The 19,524-nt window shown below is 68.4% G+C and carries 19 protein-coding genes; 12 read left to right on the plus strand and 7 right to left on the minus strand.

Annotation, left to right across the window (positions count from 1 at the left end; all coding sequences use genetic code 11):
- The 3 genes from DFR41_RS01940 to DFR41_RS01950 are packed head-to-tail and all read right to left on the minus strand — an operon-like array spanning position 1 to position 3,690.
- Entirely contained in the window at positions 1–930 is a 930-nt protein-coding gene (locus tag DFR41_RS01940) for a branched-chain amino acid ABC transporter permease (RefSeq protein ID WP_114801497.1), read from the minus strand.
- 1 nt (position 931) lies between these two features.
- A complete protein-coding gene (locus tag DFR41_RS01945) occupies positions 932–1,735 on the minus strand; it encodes an ABC transporter ATP-binding protein (RefSeq protein ID WP_114802149.1) in 804 nt (267 codons plus the stop codon).
- A gap of 26 nt (positions 1,736–1,761) precedes the next feature.
- Positions 1,762–3,690, minus strand: coding sequence for an AMP-dependent synthetase/ligase (locus tag DFR41_RS01950; RefSeq protein WP_244917620.1), 1,929 nt, complete (start codon positions 3,688–3,690; stop codon positions 1,762–1,764).
- Between the two features lie 118 nt (positions 3,691–3,808).
- On the opposite strand from DFR41_RS01950, the gene DFR41_RS01955 reads away from it, so the two are divergent.
- The 3 genes from DFR41_RS01955 to DFR41_RS01965 are packed head-to-tail and all read left to right on the plus strand — an operon-like array spanning position 3,809 to position 6,308.
- Positions 3,809–4,588 carry a Crp/Fnr family transcriptional regulator gene (locus DFR41_RS01955; RefSeq protein WP_052383794.1) on the plus strand — a complete coding sequence of 260 codons (780 nt, stop codon included), beginning with the start codon at positions 3,809–3,811 and terminating at the stop codon, positions 4,586–4,588.
- Positions 4,585–5,733 (plus strand): MGDG synthase family glycosyltransferase, encoded by a 1,149-nt coding sequence (locus tag DFR41_RS01960; RefSeq protein WP_114801498.1) that lies wholly within the window; start codon positions 4,585–4,587, stop codon positions 5,731–5,733. Before DFR41_RS01955 ends, DFR41_RS01960 begins: the two co-directional genes overlap by 4 nt.
- The gene (locus DFR41_RS01965; RefSeq protein ID WP_244917621.1) at positions 5,730–6,308 is read left to right on the plus strand and encodes a hypothetical protein; all 579 of its coding nucleotides are present in this window, start codon (positions 5,730–5,732) and stop codon (positions 6,306–6,308) included. Before DFR41_RS01960 ends, DFR41_RS01965 begins: the two co-directional genes overlap by 4 nt.
- Positions 6,309–6,365: 57 nt before the next feature.
- Here the strand turns inward: DFR41_RS01965 and DFR41_RS01970 are convergent, their stop codons facing one another.
- Positions 6,366–8,015, minus strand: coding sequence for a long-chain-fatty-acid--CoA ligase (locus tag DFR41_RS01970; RefSeq protein ID WP_114801499.1), 1,650 nt, complete (start codon positions 8,013–8,015; stop codon positions 6,366–6,368).
- Positions 8,016–8,019: 4 nt separating this feature from the next.
- A complete protein-coding gene (locus DFR41_RS01975; protein ID WP_114801500.1) occupies positions 8,020–9,255 on the minus strand; it encodes a branched-chain amino acid ABC transporter substrate-binding protein in 1,236 nt (411 codons plus the stop codon).
- Positions 9,256–9,439: 184 nt separating this feature from the next.
- Here DFR41_RS01975 and DFR41_RS01980 point away from each other — a divergent pair, with 184 nt between their 5' ends.
- Genes DFR41_RS01980 through DFR41_RS01990 form a run of 3 tightly spaced genes read left to right on the plus strand, consistent with a single transcriptional unit; the run spans position 9,440 to position 11,484 of the window.
- Positions 9,440–10,042, plus strand: coding sequence for a chromate transporter (locus DFR41_RS01980; protein WP_114801501.1), 603 nt, complete (start codon positions 9,440–9,442; stop codon positions 10,040–10,042).
- A gap of 13 nt (positions 10,043–10,055) precedes the next feature.
- Complete coding sequence (locus DFR41_RS01985) at positions 10,056–10,655, plus strand: chromate transporter (RefSeq protein WP_017761882.1); 600 nt, start codon at positions 10,056–10,058, stop codon at positions 10,653–10,655.
- A 49-nt stretch (positions 10,656–10,704) separates the two neighbouring features.
- A complete protein-coding gene (locus DFR41_RS01990; protein ID WP_114801502.1) occupies positions 10,705–11,484 on the plus strand; it encodes a pseudouridine synthase in 780 nt (259 codons plus the stop codon).
- Between the two features lie 73 nt (positions 11,485–11,557).
- Here the strand turns inward: DFR41_RS01990 and DFR41_RS01995 are convergent, their stop codons facing one another.
- Positions 11,558–12,820: a type II toxin-antitoxin system HipA family toxin gene (locus tag DFR41_RS01995; protein WP_114801503.1), complete on the minus strand. Its 1,263-nt coding sequence runs from the start codon at positions 12,818–12,820 to the stop codon at positions 11,558–11,560.
- The gene (locus tag DFR41_RS02000) at positions 12,813–13,127 is read right to left on the minus strand and encodes a helix-turn-helix domain-containing protein (protein WP_114801504.1); all 315 of its coding nucleotides are present in this window, start codon (positions 13,125–13,127) and stop codon (positions 12,813–12,815) included. Before DFR41_RS02000 ends, DFR41_RS01995 begins: the two co-directional genes overlap by 8 nt.
- A 162-nt stretch (positions 13,128–13,289) precedes the next feature.
- On the opposite strand from DFR41_RS02000, the gene DFR41_RS02005 reads away from it, so the two are divergent.
- The 6 genes from DFR41_RS02005 (at position 13,290) to DFR41_RS27305 (ending at position 19,405) form a co-directional block, all read left to right on the plus strand.
- The gene (locus DFR41_RS02005) at positions 13,290–14,018 is read left to right on the plus strand and encodes a response regulator (protein WP_114801505.1); all 729 of its coding nucleotides are present in this window, start codon (positions 13,290–13,292) and stop codon (positions 14,016–14,018) included.
- Positions 14,005–15,423 carry an ATP-binding protein gene (locus DFR41_RS02010; RefSeq protein ID WP_114801506.1) on the plus strand — a complete coding sequence of 473 codons (1,419 nt, stop codon included), beginning with the start codon at positions 14,005–14,007 and terminating at the stop codon, positions 15,421–15,423. The genes DFR41_RS02005 and DFR41_RS02010 overlap by 14 nt, the downstream gene beginning before the upstream one ends.
- 82 nt (positions 15,424–15,505) lie before the next feature.
- Positions 15,506–15,859, plus strand: a complete 354-nt coding sequence (locus DFR41_RS02015; RefSeq protein ID WP_114802152.1) for a hypothetical protein — start codon at positions 15,506–15,508, stop codon at positions 15,857–15,859.
- Between the two features lie 161 nt (positions 15,860–16,020).
- A complete protein-coding gene (gene htpG, locus DFR41_RS02020) occupies positions 16,021–18,018 on the plus strand; it encodes a molecular chaperone HtpG (protein WP_114801507.1) in 1,998 nt (665 codons plus the stop codon).
- Between the two features lie 785 nt (positions 18,019–18,803).
- On the plus strand, positions 18,804–19,049 hold the full coding sequence (locus tag DFR41_RS27300) for a lysozyme family protein (RefSeq protein ID WP_147284305.1): 246 nt from the start codon (positions 18,804–18,806) through the stop codon (positions 19,047–19,049).
- Positions 19,046–19,405 (plus strand): hypothetical protein, encoded by a 360-nt coding sequence (locus tag DFR41_RS27305; RefSeq protein WP_147284306.1) that lies wholly within the window; start codon positions 19,046–19,048, stop codon positions 19,403–19,405. Before DFR41_RS27300 ends, DFR41_RS27305 begins: the two co-directional genes overlap by 4 nt.
- Positions 19,406–19,524: the final 119 nt, after the last annotated feature.

Below are 19,524 nucleotides of genomic sequence, written 5' to 3' on the forward strand. Positions count from 1 at the left end.
TCAGACGCGATCAATGATCTTTTCGCCGAACAGGCCCTGGGGCCGCACGAGCAGGAAGACAAGCGCGAGCACATACGCGAACCAGATCTCGATGCCGCCGCCCAGCATGGGCCCGAGGTAGATCTCCGACAGCTTCTCGCCCACGCCGATCAGCAGGCCGCCGATGATGGCGCCGGGCACCGAGGTGAGGCCGCCCAGGATCACCACCGGCAGCGCCTTGAGCGCCACCAGCGACAGCGAGAACTGCACGCCCAGCTTGGAGCCCCAGATGATCCCGGCCACCAGCGCCGCGAAACCGGCCACCGACCACACGATCACCCAGATGCGGTTGAGCGGGATGCCGATGGACTGCGCGGCCTGGTGGTCGTCGGCCACGGCGCGCAGGGCGCGGCCGGTGGAGGTCTTCTGGAAGAACAGGCTCAGCGCCAGCACCAGGGCCGCCGCCACGCCCGCGGCGATGAGGTCTTCCTTGCTGACGAGCAGGCCACCTTCGAAGGTGCCTTCGAACAGCATCATCGGGTCCTTGGGCATGCCGACGTCGATCTTGTAGATGTCGTTGCCGAACAGCGTCTGGCCCAGGCCGTCGAGGAAGTAGGTGATGCCCAGCGTGGCCATGAGCAGCGTGATGTGCTCCTGGTTGACCAGCTTCGACAGCGCCAGCCGCTCGATCAGCCAGGCCACGATCACCATCACGCCCATGGCCGCGATGAAGGCCAGCAGGTTCGCCAGCAGCAGGCTTTCGAAGCCCAACAGCCTCGGGAACCATTCCGCAAAGCGCGCCATGGCCAGCGCCGCGAACAGCACCATGGCGCCCTGCGCGAAGTTGAAGACGCCGCTGGCCTTGTAGATGAGCACGAAGCCCAGCGCGATCAGCGAATACAGCATGCCCACCATGAGGCCGCCGAAAAGGGTCTCGAGAAAGAATCCCATGTCAGTGCTCCGCACCCAGGTAGGCCCGGATCACTTCCGGGTTGTTGCGCACCTCGTCGGGCGTGCCGTCGCCGATCTTCTTGCCGTAGTCCAGCACCACGACGCGGTCGCTGATGTCCATCACCACGCCCATGTCGTGCTCGATCAGCACGATGGTGGTGCCGAACTCGTCGTTCACGTCCAGGATGAAGCGGCTCATGTCCTGCTTCTCCTCCACGTTCATGCCGGCCATGGGCTCGTCCAGCAGCAGCACCTGCGGCTCCATGGCCAGGGCGCGGCCCAGATCCACGCGCTTCTGCAGGCCGTAGGGCAGGCGGCCCACCGGCGTCTTGCGCCACGCCTGGATCTCCAGGAAGTCGATGATGCGTTCGACGAACTCGCGGTGGCGGATCTCCTCGCGCTCGGCCGGGCCGAGGCGGAAGGCCTGGGCGAGCAGGCCGCACTTCATCTTGAGGTTGCGGCCCGTCATGATGTTGTCCAGCACGCTCATGCCCTTGAACAGGGCCAGGTTCTGGAAGGTCCGGGCCACGCCCATCTCGGCCACCTGGCGCGAGTTCATGTGGCGGAAGGTCTGGCCGCGGAAGGTGATCTGCCCTTCCTGCGGCTGGTAGACGCCGTTGATGCAGTTGAGCATCGAGCTCTTGCCGGCACCGTTGGGCCCGATGATCGAGCGCACCTCGTGCGCGCGCACGTCGAAGCTGATGTCGGTGAGCGCCTTGACGCCGCCGAAGCGCAAGGTGATGTTCTGCACGTCGAGGATCACGTCTCCGATGCCGCGTCCCTGGGCGGGCGCGCTGGCGGCCATGGCCAGCTCCTGGGCGGTCGTCGCGTTCATGCAGCAGCCTTCATGGAGGGGAAGCAGCGCGCTTCCACGATCTTGAGCGTGGCGCTCACGCTGCCGGTGCGGCCGTCCTCGAACTTGACCTGCGTCTCGATGAACTGCTCGGTCTTGCCGGCGTAGAGCGCCTCGACCAGCACGGCGTACTTGTCGGCGATGAAGCCGCGGCGGACCTTGCGGGTGCGGGTGAGCTCGTCGTCGTCCGGGTCCAGCTCCTTGTGCAGCACCAGGAAGCGCGCAATCTGCGTGGCCTCCATGCCCTCTTCCGCGGCCAAGTCGGCATTGACCTGCTCGATGCACTCGCGCACCAACTGCAGCACCTCGGCCTTGCCGGCCAGGTCCACGTAGCCGCCGTAGGGCAGCGCGCGGCGCTCGGCCCAGTTGCCCACGGCCTCGTAGTCGATGTTGATGAAGGCGCAGACCTCGTCGCGCGCATGGCCGAAGCAGACGGCCTCCTTGATCTGCGGGAAGAACTTGAGCTTGTTCTCGATGTAGTTGGGCGCAAACATCGCGCCGCCCGCGAGGCGGCCGACGTCCTTGGCGCGGTCGATGATGCGCAGGTGGCCCTCGTGGTCGATCACGCCGGCGTCGCCGGTGTGGAAGTAGCCGTCGGCATCGAGCACCTCGGCGGTGGCGTCGGGGCGCTTGTAGTACTCCTTGAGCACCGACACGCCGCGCACCAGCACCTCGCCGCTGTCGGCGATCTTCAGCTCCATGCCCGGCGCGGCCGTGCCCACGCTGGTGAGCTTGACGTCGCCGTCGCGCTGCAGGCACACATAGGCGCAGGTCTCGGTCTGGCCATAGAACTGCTTGAGGTTGACGCCGATGGAGCGGTAGAAGCGGAACAGATCCGGCCCGATGGCCGCGCCGGCGGTGTAGGCCACGCGGATGCGGCTCATGCCCAGCACGTTGCGCAGCGGGCCGTAGACCATCAGGTTGCCCAGGCCGTACATCAGCCGGTCGGCAAAGCCCACCGGCCGCCCGGCCAGGATGTCGGCGCCCACGCGGCGGGCCAGGGCCATGAACTTCGCGTACATCCAGCGCTTGGGCGCGGCGGCATCTTCCATGCGGATCGACACGGCGGTGAGCAGGCCCTCGAAGGTGCGCGGCGGGCCGAAGTAGTAGCTGGGCCCGATCTCGCGCATGTCGTTCATCACTGTGGCGGCGGACTCGGGGCAGTTGAGCGTGAAGCCGCCCACCAGCCACTGCGCCACCGAGAACAGGTGGTCGCCCACCCAGGCCATGGGCAGGTAGCTCATGATGTCGTCGCCGGGGCCCAGGCGGTCGGTCTCGACGCCGCCGCGGCCCGCGGACATGAAGCTGGCGTGCGTCTGGCACACGCCCTTGGGCCGGCCGGTGGTGCCCGAGGTGTAGAGGATCACGGCCACGTCGTCGGGCTGGCCGGCGGCCACGGCCCGGTCGAAGAAGCCGGGCGTGGCGGCATCGAAGGCGCGGCCCAGCGCGCGCAGCTGCTCGTAGCTCATCAGGCCAGGCTGGTCGTAGTGGCGCAGGCCGCGCGGGTCGTCGTAGACGATGGCGCGCAGGCCGGCACTGCCCGGGTTGGCCGTCTGCTGCAACTCGCGGCATTCGAGCAGCTTGTCGACCTGCTCCTGGTCTTCGGCAAAGACGAACTCGATGCCGGCATCGTCCAGCATGAACACCATCTCGGCCGCCGCGGCGTCCTGGTAGAGCGGCACCGGCACGCCGCCCACGCTCTGGGCCGCCACCACCGCGAAGTACAGGTGCGGCCGGTTCGCGCCCACGATGGCCAGATTGGCCCCGGCCGCGAAGCCCAGGCTGGCCAGGCCGCAGGCCAGCTCGCGCACTTCGGTCGCGGCCTGCGACCAGTTCCAGGTCTGCCAGATGCCCAGGTCCTTCTCGCGCACGGCGGGCGCATCCGGACGCTGGCGCGCATGCGCCATCAAGAGGCGAGGGAAGGTGTTGGCTTGAGGTTCCACGCCGCGCAATTTAGGCGCCACTTTGACGTCGTGGTGTCGTTGTGACGACAATCCTAGGGACTCCACTCTCGGGACTTTCCCCATGGGCGAACGAAGCCAGCGTAGCGCCAAGGCCACTGTGCGTGGGATCCGCGACCGGGTCCGCCCCGCCACCGAGGCCGAACTGCAGGCCATCCCCTGGCTGGACGCGCTGGCGCCCGCCGAACGGCGCCGCGCCGAGGCCGCGGTGGTGGTGGGCGAGGCCGAGGTGGGCGAGCAGGTGTGCCGCGTCGGCCGCGCGCCCACCTACTGGTTCGGCGTGATCGAAGGCCTGCTCAAGATGAGCAACGACCGCGCCGATGGCAGCCAGGTCACCTACAGCGGCCTGTCGCCGGGCGGCTGGTTCGGCGAGGGCACGGCCATCAAGCGCGAGCCCTACCGCTACAACGTGAGCGCGCTGCGGCGCAGCGTGGTGGCCGGGCTGCCGCTGGACAGCTTCCACTGGCTGCTGGACCACTCCATCGGCTTCAACCGCTTCGTGATGAACCAGCTCAACGAGCGGCTGGGCCAGTTCATCGCGGCGGTGGAGATCGACCGGCTCAACAACACCGACGCCCGCGTGGCCCGCAACCTGGCGGCCCTGTTCAACCCGGTGCTGTTCCCACGCGTGGGCGAGATGCTGCGCATCACGCAGCAGGAGCTGGCCTACCTGGTGGGCCTGTCTCGCCAGCGGGTCAACGAGTCGCTGGCGGCGCTCTCCTCACAAGGTGTCATACAAGTGGAGTACGGTGGCCTGCGCGTGCTCGATCTTCCTGCCCTGCGGCAGGGAGGCCGGGCCGCGCAGGGACGGCGCACCGCGCGCCGCCAGACCACCGAACCATGATCCCTCCACACCCCGGCAAGCTCCTCATCCTCAGCGTCAGCGCAGGCAACGGCCATGTCCGCGCCGCGCAGGCCCTCGCGGCCACGGCGCAACTGCACTGGCCCGGCTGGCAATGCGTGCACATCGACGCGATGGCGCATGTGGCCGCGGGCTTCCGCAAGGTCTACACCGACTGGTACATCAAGCTCGTCAACCGCGCGCCCGACGTGTGGTCGTACCTGCACGGCAAGGCCGACGCTACGCCGCACAGCGCCGCCTCGCAGCGCCTGCGCCGCGGCATCGAGCGGCTGAGCGCACGCGAGCTGCTGCGCCAGATCGCCCGCGAGCGCCCCGACGCCATCGTCTGCACCCACTTCCTGCCGGCGGAGCTGCTGGCCCGCGAGCGCCAGCGCGCGCGCCTCGCGGCCTCGCTGTGGCTGCAGGTGACCGACTACGACCTGCACAACATGTGGATCGTGCCGGGCATGGCCGGCTATTTCGCGGCCAATGAAGAGGTGGCCTTCCGCATGCGCGCCCGCGGCCTGCCGGCGGCCCGCATCCATGTCACGGGCATCCCGGTGATGCCGGCCTTCGACGTGGCCACGGCCGAGCGCGAGGCGGCCGTGCGCAGCCTGGGGCTGGACACCGCGCGCGGCGTGGTGCTGATGGTCTCGGGCGGTGCCGGCGTGGGCGACCTGCCCAGCATGGCGCGGCGGGTACTCGCATTGCCGGACCAGGACTTCCAGCTCGTCGCCGTGGCCGGCCGCAATGCCGAGGCCCATGCGCAGCTGCAGGCGCTGGCCGCGCAGCATGGCGGCCGCCTGCTGCCCATCGGCTTCACCACCGAGATGGACCGGCTGATGACCGCCGCCGACCTGGTGGTGACCAAGCCCGGCGGGCTCACCATCTCCGAATGCATGGCGCTGGGCCGGCCCATGCTGCTGACCTCGCCCATCCCGGGGCAGGAAGAGCACAACGCCATCCACCTGCTGGAGGAAGGCGCCGCCTGGCTCACCGACGACGCCATCGGCCTGGACTACAAGATCGCCCGGCTGATGGCCGACCCGCCCCGCCTGCGCGCCATGGCCGAGCGCAGCCGCGCGCTGGGCAAGCCGGGCGCCGCTCGCGCCGTGCTGATGCAAGTGATCGAAGGAACCGGCCGATGAGCGCCATCCGACCGCCGCGCACCGCGCGCACCGAGAGCCGTGCTTCCACGGCGCCGCTGACCTGGACCGTCGCCAAGCCTTCTGCCCGAGGCCAGGCCAGCAGCCTGCGCCGCGTGCTCGGCTATTACGCCTGGGCGCTGCTGATGGGCTTCTTCTTCGCCAATGCCGAGATCCAGATCGAAGGCGGTGCGGGCTGGGCCACCTCGCTGCCCACCTGGCGCATCGAGCACCACTGGCTGCTCGACATCTTCTGGGGCGGCCGCGCCATGACGGGCTACCACGCCTGGGTGTTCAGCTTCATGCTGCTGGTCTTCTTCATGCCGCTGGCCTTCAACGGCCGCTGGCGCTGGAGCGACTTCGTGCTGGCCCTGGGCGGCCTGGCCACCTTCTGGGTCAGCGAGGACTGCCTGTGGTTCGTGGCCAACCCGGCGTATGGCTGGGCCCGGCTCGACCCGGTGCATGCGCACTGGCATCCGCACTGGCTGCTGGGCCTGCCGGTGGACTACTGGTGGGGCGCGGCGCTGGCGGTGGGCATGGGTCTGCTCCACCTGCGGCTGGCCCGGCGCGGACACTGAGACGCCACGCCCGGCCCGTCCTGGGCCAAGGCTTGATGCTTCCGGATCGCGGGGCGCTCAGGCGCGTGCAGCCACTTCGGCCTGCAGGTCCTTCTTGGACAGCTTGCCCACGGCCGTCTTGGGCAGCTCGTCACGGGCTTCCATGGCCTGCAGCATTTCGTGCTTGCCGAGGTAGTCGGCCAGGAAGGCCTTCATGGCTTCGAGCGTGGGCCGCGGCGCGCCCGGCTTGAACTTGATGAAGGCCTTGGGCGACTGGCCGCGGTAGGCATCGGGAATCCCGATCACGATCACCTCCTCCACCGATGGATGCCGGTAGATCGCCTCCTCGATGTTGCGCGGGTAGACGTTGAAGCCACCGCAGATCAGCATGTCCTTGGTGCGGTCCACGATGTAGACGAAGCCGTCGGGCGTCATGTAGCCGATGTCGCCCGTGCGCAGATAGCCGTCGGGCGTGAAGGCCTCGGCGGTGGCGTCCGGCCGATTCCAGTAGCCGGCCATCACGTTGGGGCCGCGGATGCACAACTCGCCGTGCTCGCCCTCGGGCAGGTCGTGCTGATCCTGCAGGTCGATCACCTTGACGTCCACCCCGGGCACGGGAATGCCGCACGAGCCGGGCCGGTAGTGGCTGAAGCCGGGCGAGGCGGTGGCCATGGTGCAGGTCTCGGTCATGCCCCAGCCCTCCTGCAGCCGGCACTGGGCCATGCGCACGAAGGCCTGGTAGACCTCGGCCGCGATCGGCGCTCCACCCGAGTTGCAGAACTTGAGCGAGGACAGGTCGAGCCGGCCGATGTCGGGATGGCCCACGAAGGCCACGTACATGGTCGGCACGCCGAGGAAGACCGTGGTCTTGCGCTCGACGAACTCGCGCAGCGTCGCCTCCAGGTCGAAGCGCTGGTGCAGCGACAGCTCGGCACCGATGGACAGCCCGAACAGCAGGTTGACCACCAGCGCGTAGATGTGGAACAGCGGCAGCACGGCCAGAAAGCGCTCCTCGCCCTCCGCCAGCGTGCCGGAGCCCACGAGCGTGTGCCACACCTGCGACACCGCGGCGCTCAGGTTGGCGTGGCTCAGCATGGCGCCCTTGGGCTGCCCCGTGGTGCCGCCGGTGTACTGCAGCACGGCGATGGCCTGGGCAAGGTCCGCCGGCACATGGGGCGCGGCCAGGGCCTCGGCGGCCAGCAAGGCCGCGAAGGCGACGCGCGGGCCGGGTTGCAATGGCGTTGGCGCTGCGGCGTGCGCGAAGTCGTCCGCGCGCGCCACCACCAGCGTCTGCAGCAGCCCGTCTTGAACGATGGGTGCCATCTTCTGCAACAGCTCCGGCGCGTCGAAGGTGATCATCAGCCGGGTGCGGCTGTCCTCCACCTTGTGCCGCAGCGTCTGGCCGGCATCGAGCGGCGAATAGTTCACCACCGTGCCGCCGGCCTGCAGCACTGCGAAGAAGGCCACGATGTACTGCGGCACGTTGGGCAGGTACAGCCCGACATGCACGCCGGGCCGCACGCCGAGTTCGCGCAGCCCTCCGGCCACGCGCCGCACATGCTGCGCCAGTGCGGCGTAGTCGAGCCCCGTGTCGCCTTGGCGCACGGCGACACGCTGCGGCCAGCGGCGCTCCGCGTCGCCCAGCAGCGCCGTGAGCGCCGTCAGACGCAGGGGCGCGCTCCAGCTCGCGCCTTCGGGATAGCTTCCCAGCCAGGGTCTGGACGTCATGGCGTCAGAGCCCCGCCGGTCGCTTCATGTCGCACTGGTTGGGCACGGCCAGCGCGCTCACCGGCGTGAGCGATTCCGCGACGAAGCCCTGCTTCGTCCCGTCGAAGCCCTTCTTCACCGTCTTGCCATCGACGGGGTGATTGGCATAGACGTACTGCGGCGCCATGAACTGATGGTCTTCCTTGCGCACGCTGACGTCGCCGAGGATGGACTTGTACGAGATGCCTTCGAGCGCCGACGCGATCTGCTTCGGATCGGTGGAGCGGGCCTTGCGCACGCCCTGGGCCAGCAGTTCGGTGGCGGTGGACAGGCGCACCAGATAGAAGGCCTCTTTGTACTTGGCCTCGAACGCGTTTTCGAGCTTGGCGGCCGTGGGGTTGTCGGCACCCGGGAACCACTCGCCGATCATGTTGAGCCGCACCGTCGGTGCGCCGTCCAGCGCGATCATGGTCGACTTGTTGGCGCTGCTGTGCGTCAGGATGCGCAGCTTGTAGCCCGAGTCGCCGGCCGCGCGGATCATCAGTGCCATGTCGTTGCCCCAGTTGCCCGACACCACGGTGTCGGCGCCCGCGGCGCGCATCTTGGCGATGTAGGGCGCGAAGTCCTTCACCGTGCCCGTGGGGAAGAAGTCCTCGCCCACGATCTGGATGTCGGGCCGCGCCTCGGCCAGCAGGGTCTTGCCGAAGGCCGTCCACTGCCGGCCGAAGCTGTAGTCGGGGTTGAGGAAGTAGACCTTCTTGATCTCCGGCGTCTTCTTGACGAAGTCGGCGTAGGCCTTCATCCGCATCGTCACCTGCGCCTCGGTCATGAAGTGCCAGAAGGAGCAGTTCTTGCCGACCAGGTCAGGGTCGATGCCGCCGAAGTTGAACACCAGCACCGACTTGTCGGGGTTGCGCTCGTTGTTGCGGTTGGCGGCCGTGATGACGGCCGAGACGGTGGCCGAGCCGCCCCCGATGAACACGGCCTTGACCCCCGCCCCCACGGCGGCCTGCAAGGCGGCCTGGCTTTCCTGCGTGGACAGCTTGTTGTCGAAGGCCAGCACCTCCAGCTTGACGCCATCGATGCCGCCGGCGGCGTTGATGGTGTCGGCCGCGAAGCGCAGATGGTTCTCGAAGATCTTGCCGACGTCGGCCATCGGGCCGCTCAGCGGGTCGATGAGGGCGATCTTGAGGGTCTGCTGCTGCGCGTGGGCGCCGAGGGCGCAGGCGAGCGCGAGGCCCGCTGCCGTGGTCTTGAACATGCACTTGTCTCCTTGGATTTCGGCCCGGCGAGACCGGACCGCGCGCAGTGTCGGAGCAGGCCGCGCCGCGCCTCAGTCAATTGAGCGACTGCCTGGCCGCACGCAGGTCGCCTGGGCGACTGAACTGAGTTGCCGCTGACCCCGCGCCCCGGGCGCCGCAGGCCCGCCCGCATAATCCGCCGCCATGCCAGTGCCGCCCTCCGTGGCCGATGCCGACGCCGCCCCGCACCAGGCGCCCGCACGACCCGAATCCCTCGCCGACCTCTTCCTCTCCTTCACCATCCTCGCGCTGCAAGGCTTCGGCGGCGTGCTGGCCGTGGTGCAGCGCGAACTGGTGGAGCGCAAGCGCTGGCTCACCAAGGAGCAGTTCATCGAGGACTGGGCCGTGGCCCAGGTGCTGCCCGGTCCCAATGTGATCAACCTGGCGCTGATGCTGGGTGACCGCCACTTCGGCCTGCGCGGCGCACTGGCGGGGCTGGCCGGCATGCTGGTGTTGCCGCTGGCGGTGATCCTGGTGCTGGCCGTGCTGCATGCCCACTATGCCAACGACCCACGCGTGGCCGGTGCGCTGCGCGGCATGAGCAGCGTGGCCGGCGGCGTCATCGCCGCCACGGGCGTCAAGCTGATTCCTTCGCTGCGTGCGCATCCGCTGGGCTTCGCGGCCGGCGTGGGCATCGCGGCGCTGGTGTTCGTGCTGATCGCGCTGGCGCGCGTGCCGCTGGGCTGGGTGCTGCTGCTCGTCGGCGGGGCCGCCTGCGTGTGGACCTTCGCGCGGCTCAGACCCTGAGCGGATCCGGCCCATGAGCATCACCCTGCACTGGCACGACTGGCTGAACCTGCTCGGCCAATACATGCTGCTGTCGCTGATGGCGGTGAGCGGCGCCATCACCACCCTGCCCGACATGCAGCGCTACCTGGTGGCGCAGAAGGGCTGGCTGGACCCGATGCAGTTCAACGCCTCGGTGGCCATCGCCCAGGCCGCCCCGGGGCCCAACATCCTGTTCGTGGCGCTGATGGGCTGGAACGTGGGCCTGAACGCCGGCGGCGGCATCGGGGCCGGCCTGCATGCCTGGCTGCTCGGTCTGCTGGGCGTGGCCACCACCATGACCGGCATCCTGCTGCCCAGCAGCGTGCTGACCCTGCTGGCCACGCGTTGGGCGCATCGCAATCGCACGCACCGCGGCGTGCGCGCCTTCAAGCAAGGCCTGGCTCCCGTGGCCGTGGGCCTGCTGGTGGCCACCGGCTGGGTGCTGGCGCGCAGCAACGAGGTCGCGGACCATGCGCGTTGGCCGGTCTGGCTGCTGGCCGCCGTGGCCGGGCTGATCGTCTGGCGCACACGGGTGCACCTGCTGTGGCTGCTGGGCGCCGGCGCGGTGCTGGGGGTGCTGGGCTTCGTGTGAGGGGAGAATGGCGGCCCGCCCGCCACCCCTGGCCTCGCCCGCCCTCCCGATGACCGACACGCCCGACCCGATCCGACTCAACAAGCGCATGGCCGACCTGGGCCTGTGCTCGCGGCGCGAGGCCGATGCGTGGATCGAGCGCGGCTGGGTCAAGGTCAACGGCCAGGTCGCGGCCATGGGCGTCAAGGTGGGGCCGGCCGACCGCATCGAGGTCGACAAGCGCGCCCAGGGCCAGCAGGAGCAGCGCGTCACCATCCTGCTGCACAAGCCGGTCGGCTACGTCAGCGGCCAGGCCGAGGACGGCCACCAGCCCGCCGTCACGCTGGTGCAGCCGCGCAACCACTGGCGCGGCGACGGCAGCCGCCAGCGCTTTGCGCCCGACCAGTTGCGCGGCCTGGCGCCCGCCGGCCGACTGGACATCGACTCCGTCGGTCTGCTGGTGCTGACGCAGGACGGCCGCGTGGCCCGCCAGCTGATCGGCGAGGACTCGGACATCGAGAAGGAATACCTCGTGCGCGTGAGCTGGCCCATGGGCGGTCAGGAGCGCACGATCGACGTGCAGTCGGTGTTTCCGCGCGAGCAGATCGCGCGCCTTCGCCACGGCCTGTCGCTCGACGGCCAGCCGCTCAGGCCGGCGCGCGTGGATTGGCAGAACCCCGAGCAGCTGCGCTTCGTGCTCAAGGAAGGCAAGAAGCGCCAGATCCGCCGCATGTGCGAGGCCGTGGGCCTGCGCGTGGTCGGCCTCAAGCGCATCCGCATCGGCAACGTGGTGCTGGGGCAGCTGCCGCAGGGGCAGTGGCGCTACCTGGGGGCGGACGAGCGGTTCTGAGCGGCCAGCAGAACCCAGCCTGCAGTGCGCCGCGCCACGCACGCCGCAACCGTCGTGCGGGCGGCGGCTGTGGCTACCCCAACCGCCGCAGGTTGTCGTCGATGCGGCTCTGGATCAACGCCCGCGTCTCCGGCGCGATCAAGCCCGTGAACCGTTGCTGCGCCGACTGCGCGAAGCGACTGGCGACTGCACAGATGCGGTCGATCGTCTCACTGGCGGTGGCCAGTGAAAGCTCCGCCTCCTTCTCGCCCAGCCGCAGCAGCGCCACACGGTCGACGTCCAGCGCCTCGCCCATCACGTCCATCTGGTGGTAGCCGCCCGGGCCCTCGCAGAAGGTGACGTCGAAGGCCGGCGCCAGTTGCCACTGCCCGCGCGCCGACAGGCGGTAGGCGAAGTTCTTCGGATGGTCGTCCCGGTTGTGGAAGGCGACGTTGAAGACCACGCGCTCGTAGGCCCGCGTGCGCTCGCGGACATCGTTGGTGCACAGCAGGGTGGCGCGCAGGAAGGTCGCGGCATCGAGGGCGCCGGGCGTGCGGAAGTCGGCACCGGTGAAGGCGGCCAGGCTCTGGATGGGCACACGCTGGCCGGCCTCGCGGTCGAAGCGCCGGCTGCCGAAGGCGGCCTGGCCGTCCGGCAGTGCGAAGTGCTCGGTGACCGGCGTGTCGATACCGCAGTCGCGCAGGGCCTGGGCATAGGCCGCCTCGACGGCGCAGACCTCGGCCGGCTCGTGCTGCGCGGGAAACTTGATGAGCCAGGGCTCCAGCCCTGGCCCGTCGGCCGTGCTGAAGATGCCGGTGACGGGCTCGCGGTAGAGCAGCACCTTGGGCCGCGCGCCCTGCGGCGAGCCGCCCATCTGCAGCAGCCGCTGCAGGAAGGCGCCGCCTTCGCCACGCTGCACCTCCTGCACCTCGGCCGCGAGTTGGGCGAGCATGACCTTCCCTGGCGGGGCCTCGCCCTCTGCCGCGGGCGGCTCGAAGGAAAGCGCACCCATGGCGCTGCGGCCGACGTACGCCAACCGCTCCAGCGGGCCGATGCGCGCCGGGTTGAGGCCGCGGCGCTTGAACAGCCGGTCCATCAGCAGCAGACCCCAGCCATCGGGCAAAGCGTCGTACACCGGGCCGGGCAGGCCCATCTGATGCGCCGGAAAGCCGTGGCGCAGCCGCGGCCCCTTGAGAGGCAGCGTGTGGGCCGACAGCTCCAGCCCGCGGCGCAGGGCCTCGTCGCTGTACTCGAAGGCGATCAGCGGCCGACCCGTGATGGCCGCGGACGACACCAGCGAGCCCCAGTGCCAGCGTACGCCCCAGCCCTCGTACCAGACGTCGATCCGCTCAGGCATCGCCCGCCTTCCTGCGCGCGCGCTGCCGCTTGGCGCTGCCCTCGTAACGCGCAATGTCGTGCAGGCTCTCCAGCCGCGGCTGGAAGAGCGCCACCAGCTCGTCGCGTCGGCCCAGCACGACCGCGACCCGCACCACGTTCTCGAAGGCGGTACTCCGCCCCGCCTCCAGGTTGGAGACGGTGTTGACCGCCACCCCAGCGCGCGCCGCGACCTCGGCCTGGGTCATGCCCTGAGCGAGCCGTTCGGTGCGCAATCGCGTGCACAGAGTGCTCGCAATCTCGGCGGGGGAGCTCAGCGTTAATTCCATCTAAATAGGTGTTAAGTCCGATTTTTCGGTTTAAGCCACATTCTGCAGTATTTATTCCTGTACCCCCGACCAACAGGGCTCCGGGCAGGGCACCCGCTGATCAGCCTGCCTTAAGCCGCCCCACCCAGCATCCGCGCCCGACGACAACGGCGGAGACACCCCATGCGCGCCCTGCTGGTGGAAGACGACGAGATGATCGCGGCCAGCCTGCGCCAGGGCCTGGCGCGCGAGGGCTGGTCGCTGGACTGGTCGGCCGACGGGCTCAGCGGCGAGCGCGCTCTTGCCGACGGCGCCTATGCCTGCGTGCTGCTCGACCTGGGCCTGCCCGGGCAGGAGGGCACCGCCCTGCTGCGCCGCGCCCGCGCCCGCGGCGACCGCACGCCCGTGGTGGTGCTCACCGCCCGCGACGGCCTGGACGACCGCGTGGCCGGCCTGGACCTGGGCGCCGACGACTACCTGCCCAAGCCCTTCGCCCTGCGCGAGCTGCTGGCCCGCATGCGCGCCGTGGTGCGGCGTCACGGCGGCACCGCGCAGCCGTGCATCGGCACGCCGCAGCTGCAGCTGGACCTGGCCACCCGCGAGCTGAAGTTGCAGGGCGGCCGGCGCGAGCCGCTGAGTGCCCGCGAATTCGCGCTGATGCACGCCCTGCTGGAGCGCCCCGGCGCCGTGCTCTCGCGGGCCCAGCTGGAGCAGCGCCTCTACGGCTGGGACGACGAGGTCAGCAGCAACGCGCTGGACGTGCTCATCTACGGCCTGCGACGCCGCCTGGGCCCCGAGGCGATCCGCAACGTGCGCGGCCTGGGCTGGCGCGTGAGCGCCGCGGCGGCGGCAGCACCGGGCACCGGCCCGGCCGACGCCGCGCTCCCGTACCCTGGCCATGGTCGCGACTGAAAGCGCGACGCACGCCCGGCCCGCGCCCTCGCTCGGCCGGCGGCTGCTGGGCTGGCTGGTGCTGCTGCACCTGGTGGCCGGCCTGCTGACGACCTGGGGCGCCTACGCGGTCTACGGCCGCATCATCGAAGGCCTGCGCGACGACCAGATGCGCTCGCTGGCCGAGTCCTACGCCGGTCGGCGGCATGTGCGCGAGCTGCCCACGGTCGACGCCGAGGCCATTGCGCGACGCGGCGCCCTCGTCGTGCAACTGTGGACGCCCGATGGACGGCAGCAGGAAGCCGCCTCCGCCGAACTGGCCGTGCCGCTGCAGGCCCAGCCGGGCTTCGTGGAGCTGCGAACCGGCCCGCTGCCCGAGCAGCGATGGCGCGTCTACACCGCACCGGCCGATGGTGTCGACCGGCTGCGGGTGCAGGTGCTGCAAAGCCGCGCCTTCCGCCAGCAGCGCTCGCTCAAGCGGGCGCTGGCCGAAGGCCTGCCGATCCTGGCGCTGCTGCCTGCCACGCTGCTGCTGCAATGGCTGGTGGTGTGGCGTGGCTCGCGGACGCTGCGGGCCGTGGCGCGCGAGGTCGCCGCGCAGGACGAGCGCAGCCCGCGCGGCATGCCGCCCGAGCGCGTCCCGGCCGAGATCCGGCCGCTGGTGCAGGCCTTCAATGCCCTGCTCGGCCGGCTGCGGGCGGCGCTGCAGGCCCAGCAGCGCTTCGTGGCCGATGCGGCGCACGAGCTGCGCACGCCCTTCACCGCCATCGGCCTGCAGCTGGACAACCTGCGGCCGCACATTCCCGACGGCCCGGCCCGGCAGAGCTTTGCGCAGCTGGAGGCCGGCGTCTCCCGCGCCCAGCGGCTGCAGGCCCAGCTGCTGCGCCTGTCGCGGCAGGAGGCGGCCGAGCCGCTGCAGCCCGAGGCCGTGCCCCTGGTGCCGCTGCTGCGCGACGCCGTCGCCCAGTTCGCCGAGATGGCCGAGCAGCGCCATGTGGACCTGGGCTTTCGCACCGCGCCCGAGCTGCAGTCGCTGCAGCGGCCCGGCTCGCCGGTGGAGCTGCGCAGCCTGTTCGACAACCTGCTCGACAACGCCGTGCGCCACAGCCTGCCGGGCGGCTGCGTGGACCTGGTGCTGCATGCCCTGCCCACCGGCGAGCCGGTCGTCGACGTGGTGGACGAAGGCCCGGGCATCGCCGAGGACGTGCTGCCCCGCGTGTTCGACCGCTTCTACCGCGCGCCGGGCGCTGCCGTCGGCGGCAGCGGGCTGGGCCTGGCCATCGCGGCCAGCGTGGCGCGCCGCCACGGCCTGCGCATCGCACTGATCAACCGCCGCGGCCCGGAGCACCGCAGCGGCCTGCGCGCCCGCGTGCACCTGGGCGCCCTGCCGTCGCCTTCTCATTCCCAACTCAGAAACGCCACCTAGAGTGGCCACCAGGCGGGTCCGCCGGCCAGCATGACGCAGCCGGCGCGCGACCTGCCCTGTTGTTGTGAACGAGGAGATCGACATGCGCGCACCTGCAACCTTCCGCCTGGCCGCCAGCGTGGCTCTGGGCACCCTTCTGGCTACCGGCGCTGCGGGCGCCTGGGCCCAATCCGCCTGGAACGGCGGCGGCAGCGAGGCCATCGGCCAGTCCACCGGCATGGCCCCGCTCAGCTCGACGATGTCGCGCGACGAGGTCAACACCGGCGCCATGGCCGCCGCCCGTCCCGTGGGCACCGAGGCCATCGGCCAGTCGACTGTGATGCCCGCCCTGCTGCAGCCGGGCGACGGCAGCCGCGCCCAGGCCGACGCCATCGCCGCCGCGCACCCGGCCGGCACCGAGGCCATCGGCCAGTCGACCTCGCTGCCGCTCAACTGAGCGCCGCTGCGCGCTCCGCCGGTGCCCTGGCGCCGGTCGGACCGCCTGCCCCGTCCGGCCGATTCGGGCCGCGACAGGGGGGTTGATAATCCGTCCACCGCCCCCAAGCTTTGGGGGCGTTTCCGTTTTTGGGCGGCATTTCAACCACTTAGCAGCACGACATGAGCAAGAACACCCATTCCTTCCAGGCCGAAGTGGCCCAGCTCCTGCACCTGGTCACCCACTCGCTCTACTCCAACAAGGAGATCTTTCTTCGCGAGCTGATCTCCAACGCCTCCGACGCCTGCGACAAGCTGCGCTTCGAGGCCCTGGACAACGCGGCCCTGTACGAAGACGCGCCCAACCTCGAAGTGCGCGTCGCCTTCGACAAGAAGGCCCGCACCCTGAGCATCACCGACAACGGCATCGGCCTGTCGCAGCAGGAGGCCATCGACCACCTGGGCACCATCGCCAAGAGCGGCACGCGCGAGTTCATGAGCCGCCTGTCGGGCGACCAGAAGGCCGACGCGCAGCTCATCGGCCAGTTCGGCGTGGGCTTTTACTCCGGCTTCATCGTGGCCGACCGCATCGTGGTCGAGTCGCGCCGCGCCGGCCTGCCGGCCGACCAGGGCGTGCGCTGGAGCAGCACCGGCACCGGCGACTTCGAGGTCGAGACCATCACCCGCGACAAGCGCGGCACCAGCGTCATCCTTCATCTGCGCGAGGACGCCGACGAGTTCCTCAACGGCTGGAAGCTCAAGCAGGTCATCAGCAAGTACTCGGACCACATCTCCCTGCCCATCCTGATGGAGAAGGAGGAGTGGAAGGAAGGCGAGGACGACAAGGGCGGCGAGATGGTCGCCACCGGCGAGTGGGAGCCCGTCAACAAGGCCAGCGCCCTCTGGACCCGCGCCAAGAAGGACGTGACGGAAGAGCAGTACGTCGAGTTCTACAAGAGCATCAGCCACGACTACGAGGCACCGCTGGCCTGGAGCCACAACCGCGTGGAAGGCAGCACCGAGTACACGCAACTGCTGTACATCCCGGCCAAGGCGCCCATGGACCTGTGGAACCGCGACCACAAGGGCGGCCTGAAGCTGTACGTGAAGCGCGTGTTCATCATGGACGAGGCCGAGGCGCTGCTGCCCTCGTACCTGCGCTTCGTGAAGGGCGTGATCGATTCGGCCGACCTGCCGCTGAACGTCAGCCGCGAGCTGCTGCAGGAGAGTCGCGACGTGAAGGCGATCCGCGAGGGCAGCACGAAGCGCGTGCTGTCGATGCTGGAAGACCTGGCCAAGAAGGCCGTTGCTGCTGCCGCGCCCGCCGCCGAATCGCCGGCCGCCGACGGCGTGACCGACGTGGTCGACAAGAAGGAAGGCGAGCAGGCCGACGCTGACGCCGCCAAGGCCAGCGAGGACGCCGGCAAGTACGCCAAGTTCTATGCCGAGTTCGGCTCGGTGCTCAAGGAAGGCCTGGGCGAGGACTTTGCCAACCGCGACCGCATCGCCAAGCTGCTGCGCTTTGCCTCGACCACCAGCGACGCCGCCACCGTCTCACTGGCCGACTACAAGGCGCGCATGAAGGACGGCCAGGAAGCCATCTACTACATCACCGCCGACACCCTGGCCGCCGCCAAGAACAGCCCGCAGCTTGAAGTCTTCAAGAAGAAGGGCATCGAGGTGCTGCTGATGACCGACCGCGTGGACGAGTGGGCGCTGTCGTACCTGACCGAGTTCGACGGCACGCCGCTGCAGAGCGTGGCCAAGGGTGCGGTCGACCTGGGCAAGCTGCAGGACGAGACCGAAAAGAAGGCCGCCGAAGAAGCCGCCGAAGCCTTCAAGCCGGTGCTGGAAAAGCTCAAGGCCTCGCTCAAGGACAAGGCCGAGGACGTGCGCGTGACCACCCGCCTGGTCGACTCGCCCGCCTGCCTGGTCGTGCAGGAGCACGGCATGAGCACGCAACTGGCCCGCATGCTCAAGCAGGCCGGCCAGAAGGCCCCCGAGGTCAAGCCCGTGCTGGAAGTGAACGCCGAGCACCCGCTGGTCAAGAAGCTGGAGCGCGACGAGGCGCACTTCGATGACCTGGCGAACATCCTGTTCGACCAGGCGCTGCTGGCCGAAGGCGGGTTGCCGGAGGATCCGGCGGCTTATGTGCGCAGGGTGAATGCGTTGTTGGTTTGAGGCTGATGTGCTCGCGCCCTTTCACAGGGCGTGATACGGGTCAAGAAGGGCGCCGCGGGCGCCTTTCTTTTTTCCGGCAAGCGACGTGAGCATGCCGCTGACTAAAGCTCGAAGGCGCGCTATGACTGTCTTGAAGACGCTCCTGACTTATACGCAACGGTAACCTTTAGCCGCCATTTCTATCAATCCTGCAAAGCGGACAGGATTTCGGGAAATTTCTCACACAACGGCTTAATTACGGCAGCCTATCAAGCCATCTAAAGCCCCGAACTGAACAAAATGGCAGCGGCAGTTTGAAGTCAGATCAACTCCCTGACTAACCAACGCACTTTTTTATTCATTGAGAGAGACTAGATGTATTGTCGTGGTGTAATTCGCGAAGGCGACACCGTAAAGCCGGGAGGTGGTTTAGTCCGCCCAAGACCCCAGCAATATCCAACAGAGTATTTTGGAAAACTGGCTTGCTTCGAGGGCGATCCAGTTTTTTGCAATGCCTGCCAAACTTGGGGCGTCACCAAATGCGTACCGCCCTATCGCACCAACACAGACTCCGCGGGCCGACAAGCCAACCTAGATGGAGACCTGTGTCTTTGTAAATGCCCAATACCTCCACGGCTCAAAGCATCATTGGATAACATCCGTGTCTGCTTTGATGAAAATGAAATTTCGGCCGCTGCTGGGGCGTAGGGGTGTCGACCCATCCCGGCCCAGGAATCGACGGGCGTACCACCGCGGCCGGTGCATATCAGATCACAAAGGAGACGTGGGAGGATCACGGAATAAGAATGATGGGGCTTGACGATTTCAGCCCACATACCCAGCATTTGATCGCCGTTGATAAGCTACGCCGCATGAATGCCATTGATGCGCTGATTGAGGGGGACTTTTCAGACGTCATGCGAAAAGCTTCTTATCCGTGGGCCTCATTGGAGCGAGGCACGGGCTTGGGAAATCGCTATCCCAAACAGCCCTATCGAAAATACAACGACTGTCTTGCCAAATACAAAGAATTAGGGGGAGCGGAAAAATGAAAATGATCTTACGTTCATTTCTTCTCCTGTTTTTTTTGATTTCAAGTAGCCACTCGCAGGTTCGTTTCTCCGAAGATATGCCGTTCTTGAAAGCCAGGAAGCTCGCTCTTGAAATCGGCTGGCAACCCTACGCAACACAGGAAGTTGGACGCAATGGTTTTCCTTGGTCCGCTGCTGAAAAAAGAATGCTTGATCAAGGCTTTGCAGAGATTAGTAGTTGCTCGGAGGGTGAGACCTATTGCAATTTTTTCTATTTTCGGGAAGGCAAGTGCCTGTTGCTCGAAAGCAAAGGCGAACAGCTTAAATTTATGCGACTCGCTTATTGGAAGGTCGTCCCTTGCCCTGCCAAGGAATAATTCGAGCGACGCAACACGCCATTGAGTTCATCGCAAGTACCGCAGGCGCATCAGAGCAGGGAATGCGTGAACTTCAGCGATCACTGGCTTCCTTCGGCTTCCCCGGACTTGTCGCCAAC

This window comes from Pseudacidovorax intermedius, assembly GCF_003350475.1.
Taxonomy (GTDB): Bacteria; Pseudomonadota; Gammaproteobacteria; order Burkholderiales; family Burkholderiaceae_C; genus Xenophilus; species Xenophilus intermedius.

What these genes read in the sequence shown, in the direction of transcription:
- DFR41_RS01940 (WP_114801497.1), bottom strand. Translation starts at nt 930, where the DNA reads ATGGGATTCTTTCTCGAGACCCTTTTCGGCGGCCTCATGGTGGGCATG.
- DFR41_RS01945 (WP_114802149.1), bottom strand. Translation starts at nt 1,735, where the DNA reads ATGGCCGCCAGCGCGCCCGCCCAGGGACGCGGCATCGGAGACGTGATC.
- DFR41_RS01950 (WP_244917620.1), bottom strand. Translation starts at nt 3,690, where the DNA reads ATGGCGCATGCGCGCCAGCGTCCGGATGCGCCCGCCGTGCGCGAGAAG.
- DFR41_RS01955 (WP_052383794.1), top strand. Translation starts at nt 3,809, where the DNA reads ATGGGCGAACGAAGCCAGCGTAGCGCCAAGGCCACTGTGCGTGGGATC.
- DFR41_RS01960 (WP_114801498.1), top strand. Translation starts at nt 4,585, where the DNA reads ATGATCCCTCCACACCCCGGCAAGCTCCTCATCCTCAGCGTCAGCGCA.
- DFR41_RS01965 (WP_244917621.1), top strand. Translation starts at nt 5,730, where the DNA reads ATGAGCGCCATCCGACCGCCGCGCACCGCGCGCACCGAGAGCCGTGCT.
- DFR41_RS01970 (WP_114801499.1), bottom strand. Translation starts at nt 8,015, where the DNA reads ATGACGTCCAGACCCTGGCTGGGAAGCTATCCCGAAGGCGCGAGCTGG.
- DFR41_RS01975 (WP_114801500.1), bottom strand. Translation starts at nt 9,255, where the DNA reads ATGTTCAAGACCACGGCAGCGGGCCTCGCGCTCGCCTGCGCCCTCGGC.
- DFR41_RS01980 (WP_114801501.1), top strand. Translation starts at nt 9,440, where the DNA reads ATGCCAGTGCCGCCCTCCGTGGCCGATGCCGACGCCGCCCCGCACCAG.
- DFR41_RS01985 (WP_017761882.1), top strand. Translation starts at nt 10,056, where the DNA reads ATGAGCATCACCCTGCACTGGCACGACTGGCTGAACCTGCTCGGCCAA.
- DFR41_RS01990 (WP_114801502.1), top strand. Translation starts at nt 10,705, where the DNA reads ATGACCGACACGCCCGACCCGATCCGACTCAACAAGCGCATGGCCGAC.
- DFR41_RS01995 (WP_114801503.1), bottom strand. Translation starts at nt 12,820, where the DNA reads ATGCCTGAGCGGATCGACGTCTGGTACGAGGGCTGGGGCGTACGCTGG.
- DFR41_RS02000 (WP_114801504.1), bottom strand. Translation starts at nt 13,127, where the DNA reads ATGGAATTAACGCTGAGCTCCCCCGCCGAGATTGCGAGCACTCTGTGC.
- DFR41_RS02005 (WP_114801505.1), top strand. Translation starts at nt 13,290, where the DNA reads ATGCGCGCCCTGCTGGTGGAAGACGACGAGATGATCGCGGCCAGCCTG.
- DFR41_RS02010 (WP_114801506.1), top strand. Translation starts at nt 14,005, where the DNA reads ATGGTCGCGACTGAAAGCGCGACGCACGCCCGGCCCGCGCCCTCGCTC.
- DFR41_RS02015 (WP_114802152.1), top strand. Translation starts at nt 15,506, where the DNA reads ATGCGCGCACCTGCAACCTTCCGCCTGGCCGCCAGCGTGGCTCTGGGC.
- htpG (WP_114801507.1), top strand. Translation starts at nt 16,021, where the DNA reads ATGAGCAAGAACACCCATTCCTTCCAGGCCGAAGTGGCCCAGCTCCTG.
- DFR41_RS27300 (WP_147284305.1), top strand. Translation starts at nt 18,804, where the DNA reads ATGATGGGGCTTGACGATTTCAGCCCACATACCCAGCATTTGATCGCC.
- DFR41_RS27305 (WP_147284306.1), top strand. Translation starts at nt 19,046, where the DNA reads ATGAAAATGATCTTACGTTCATTTCTTCTCCTGTTTTTTTTGATTTCA.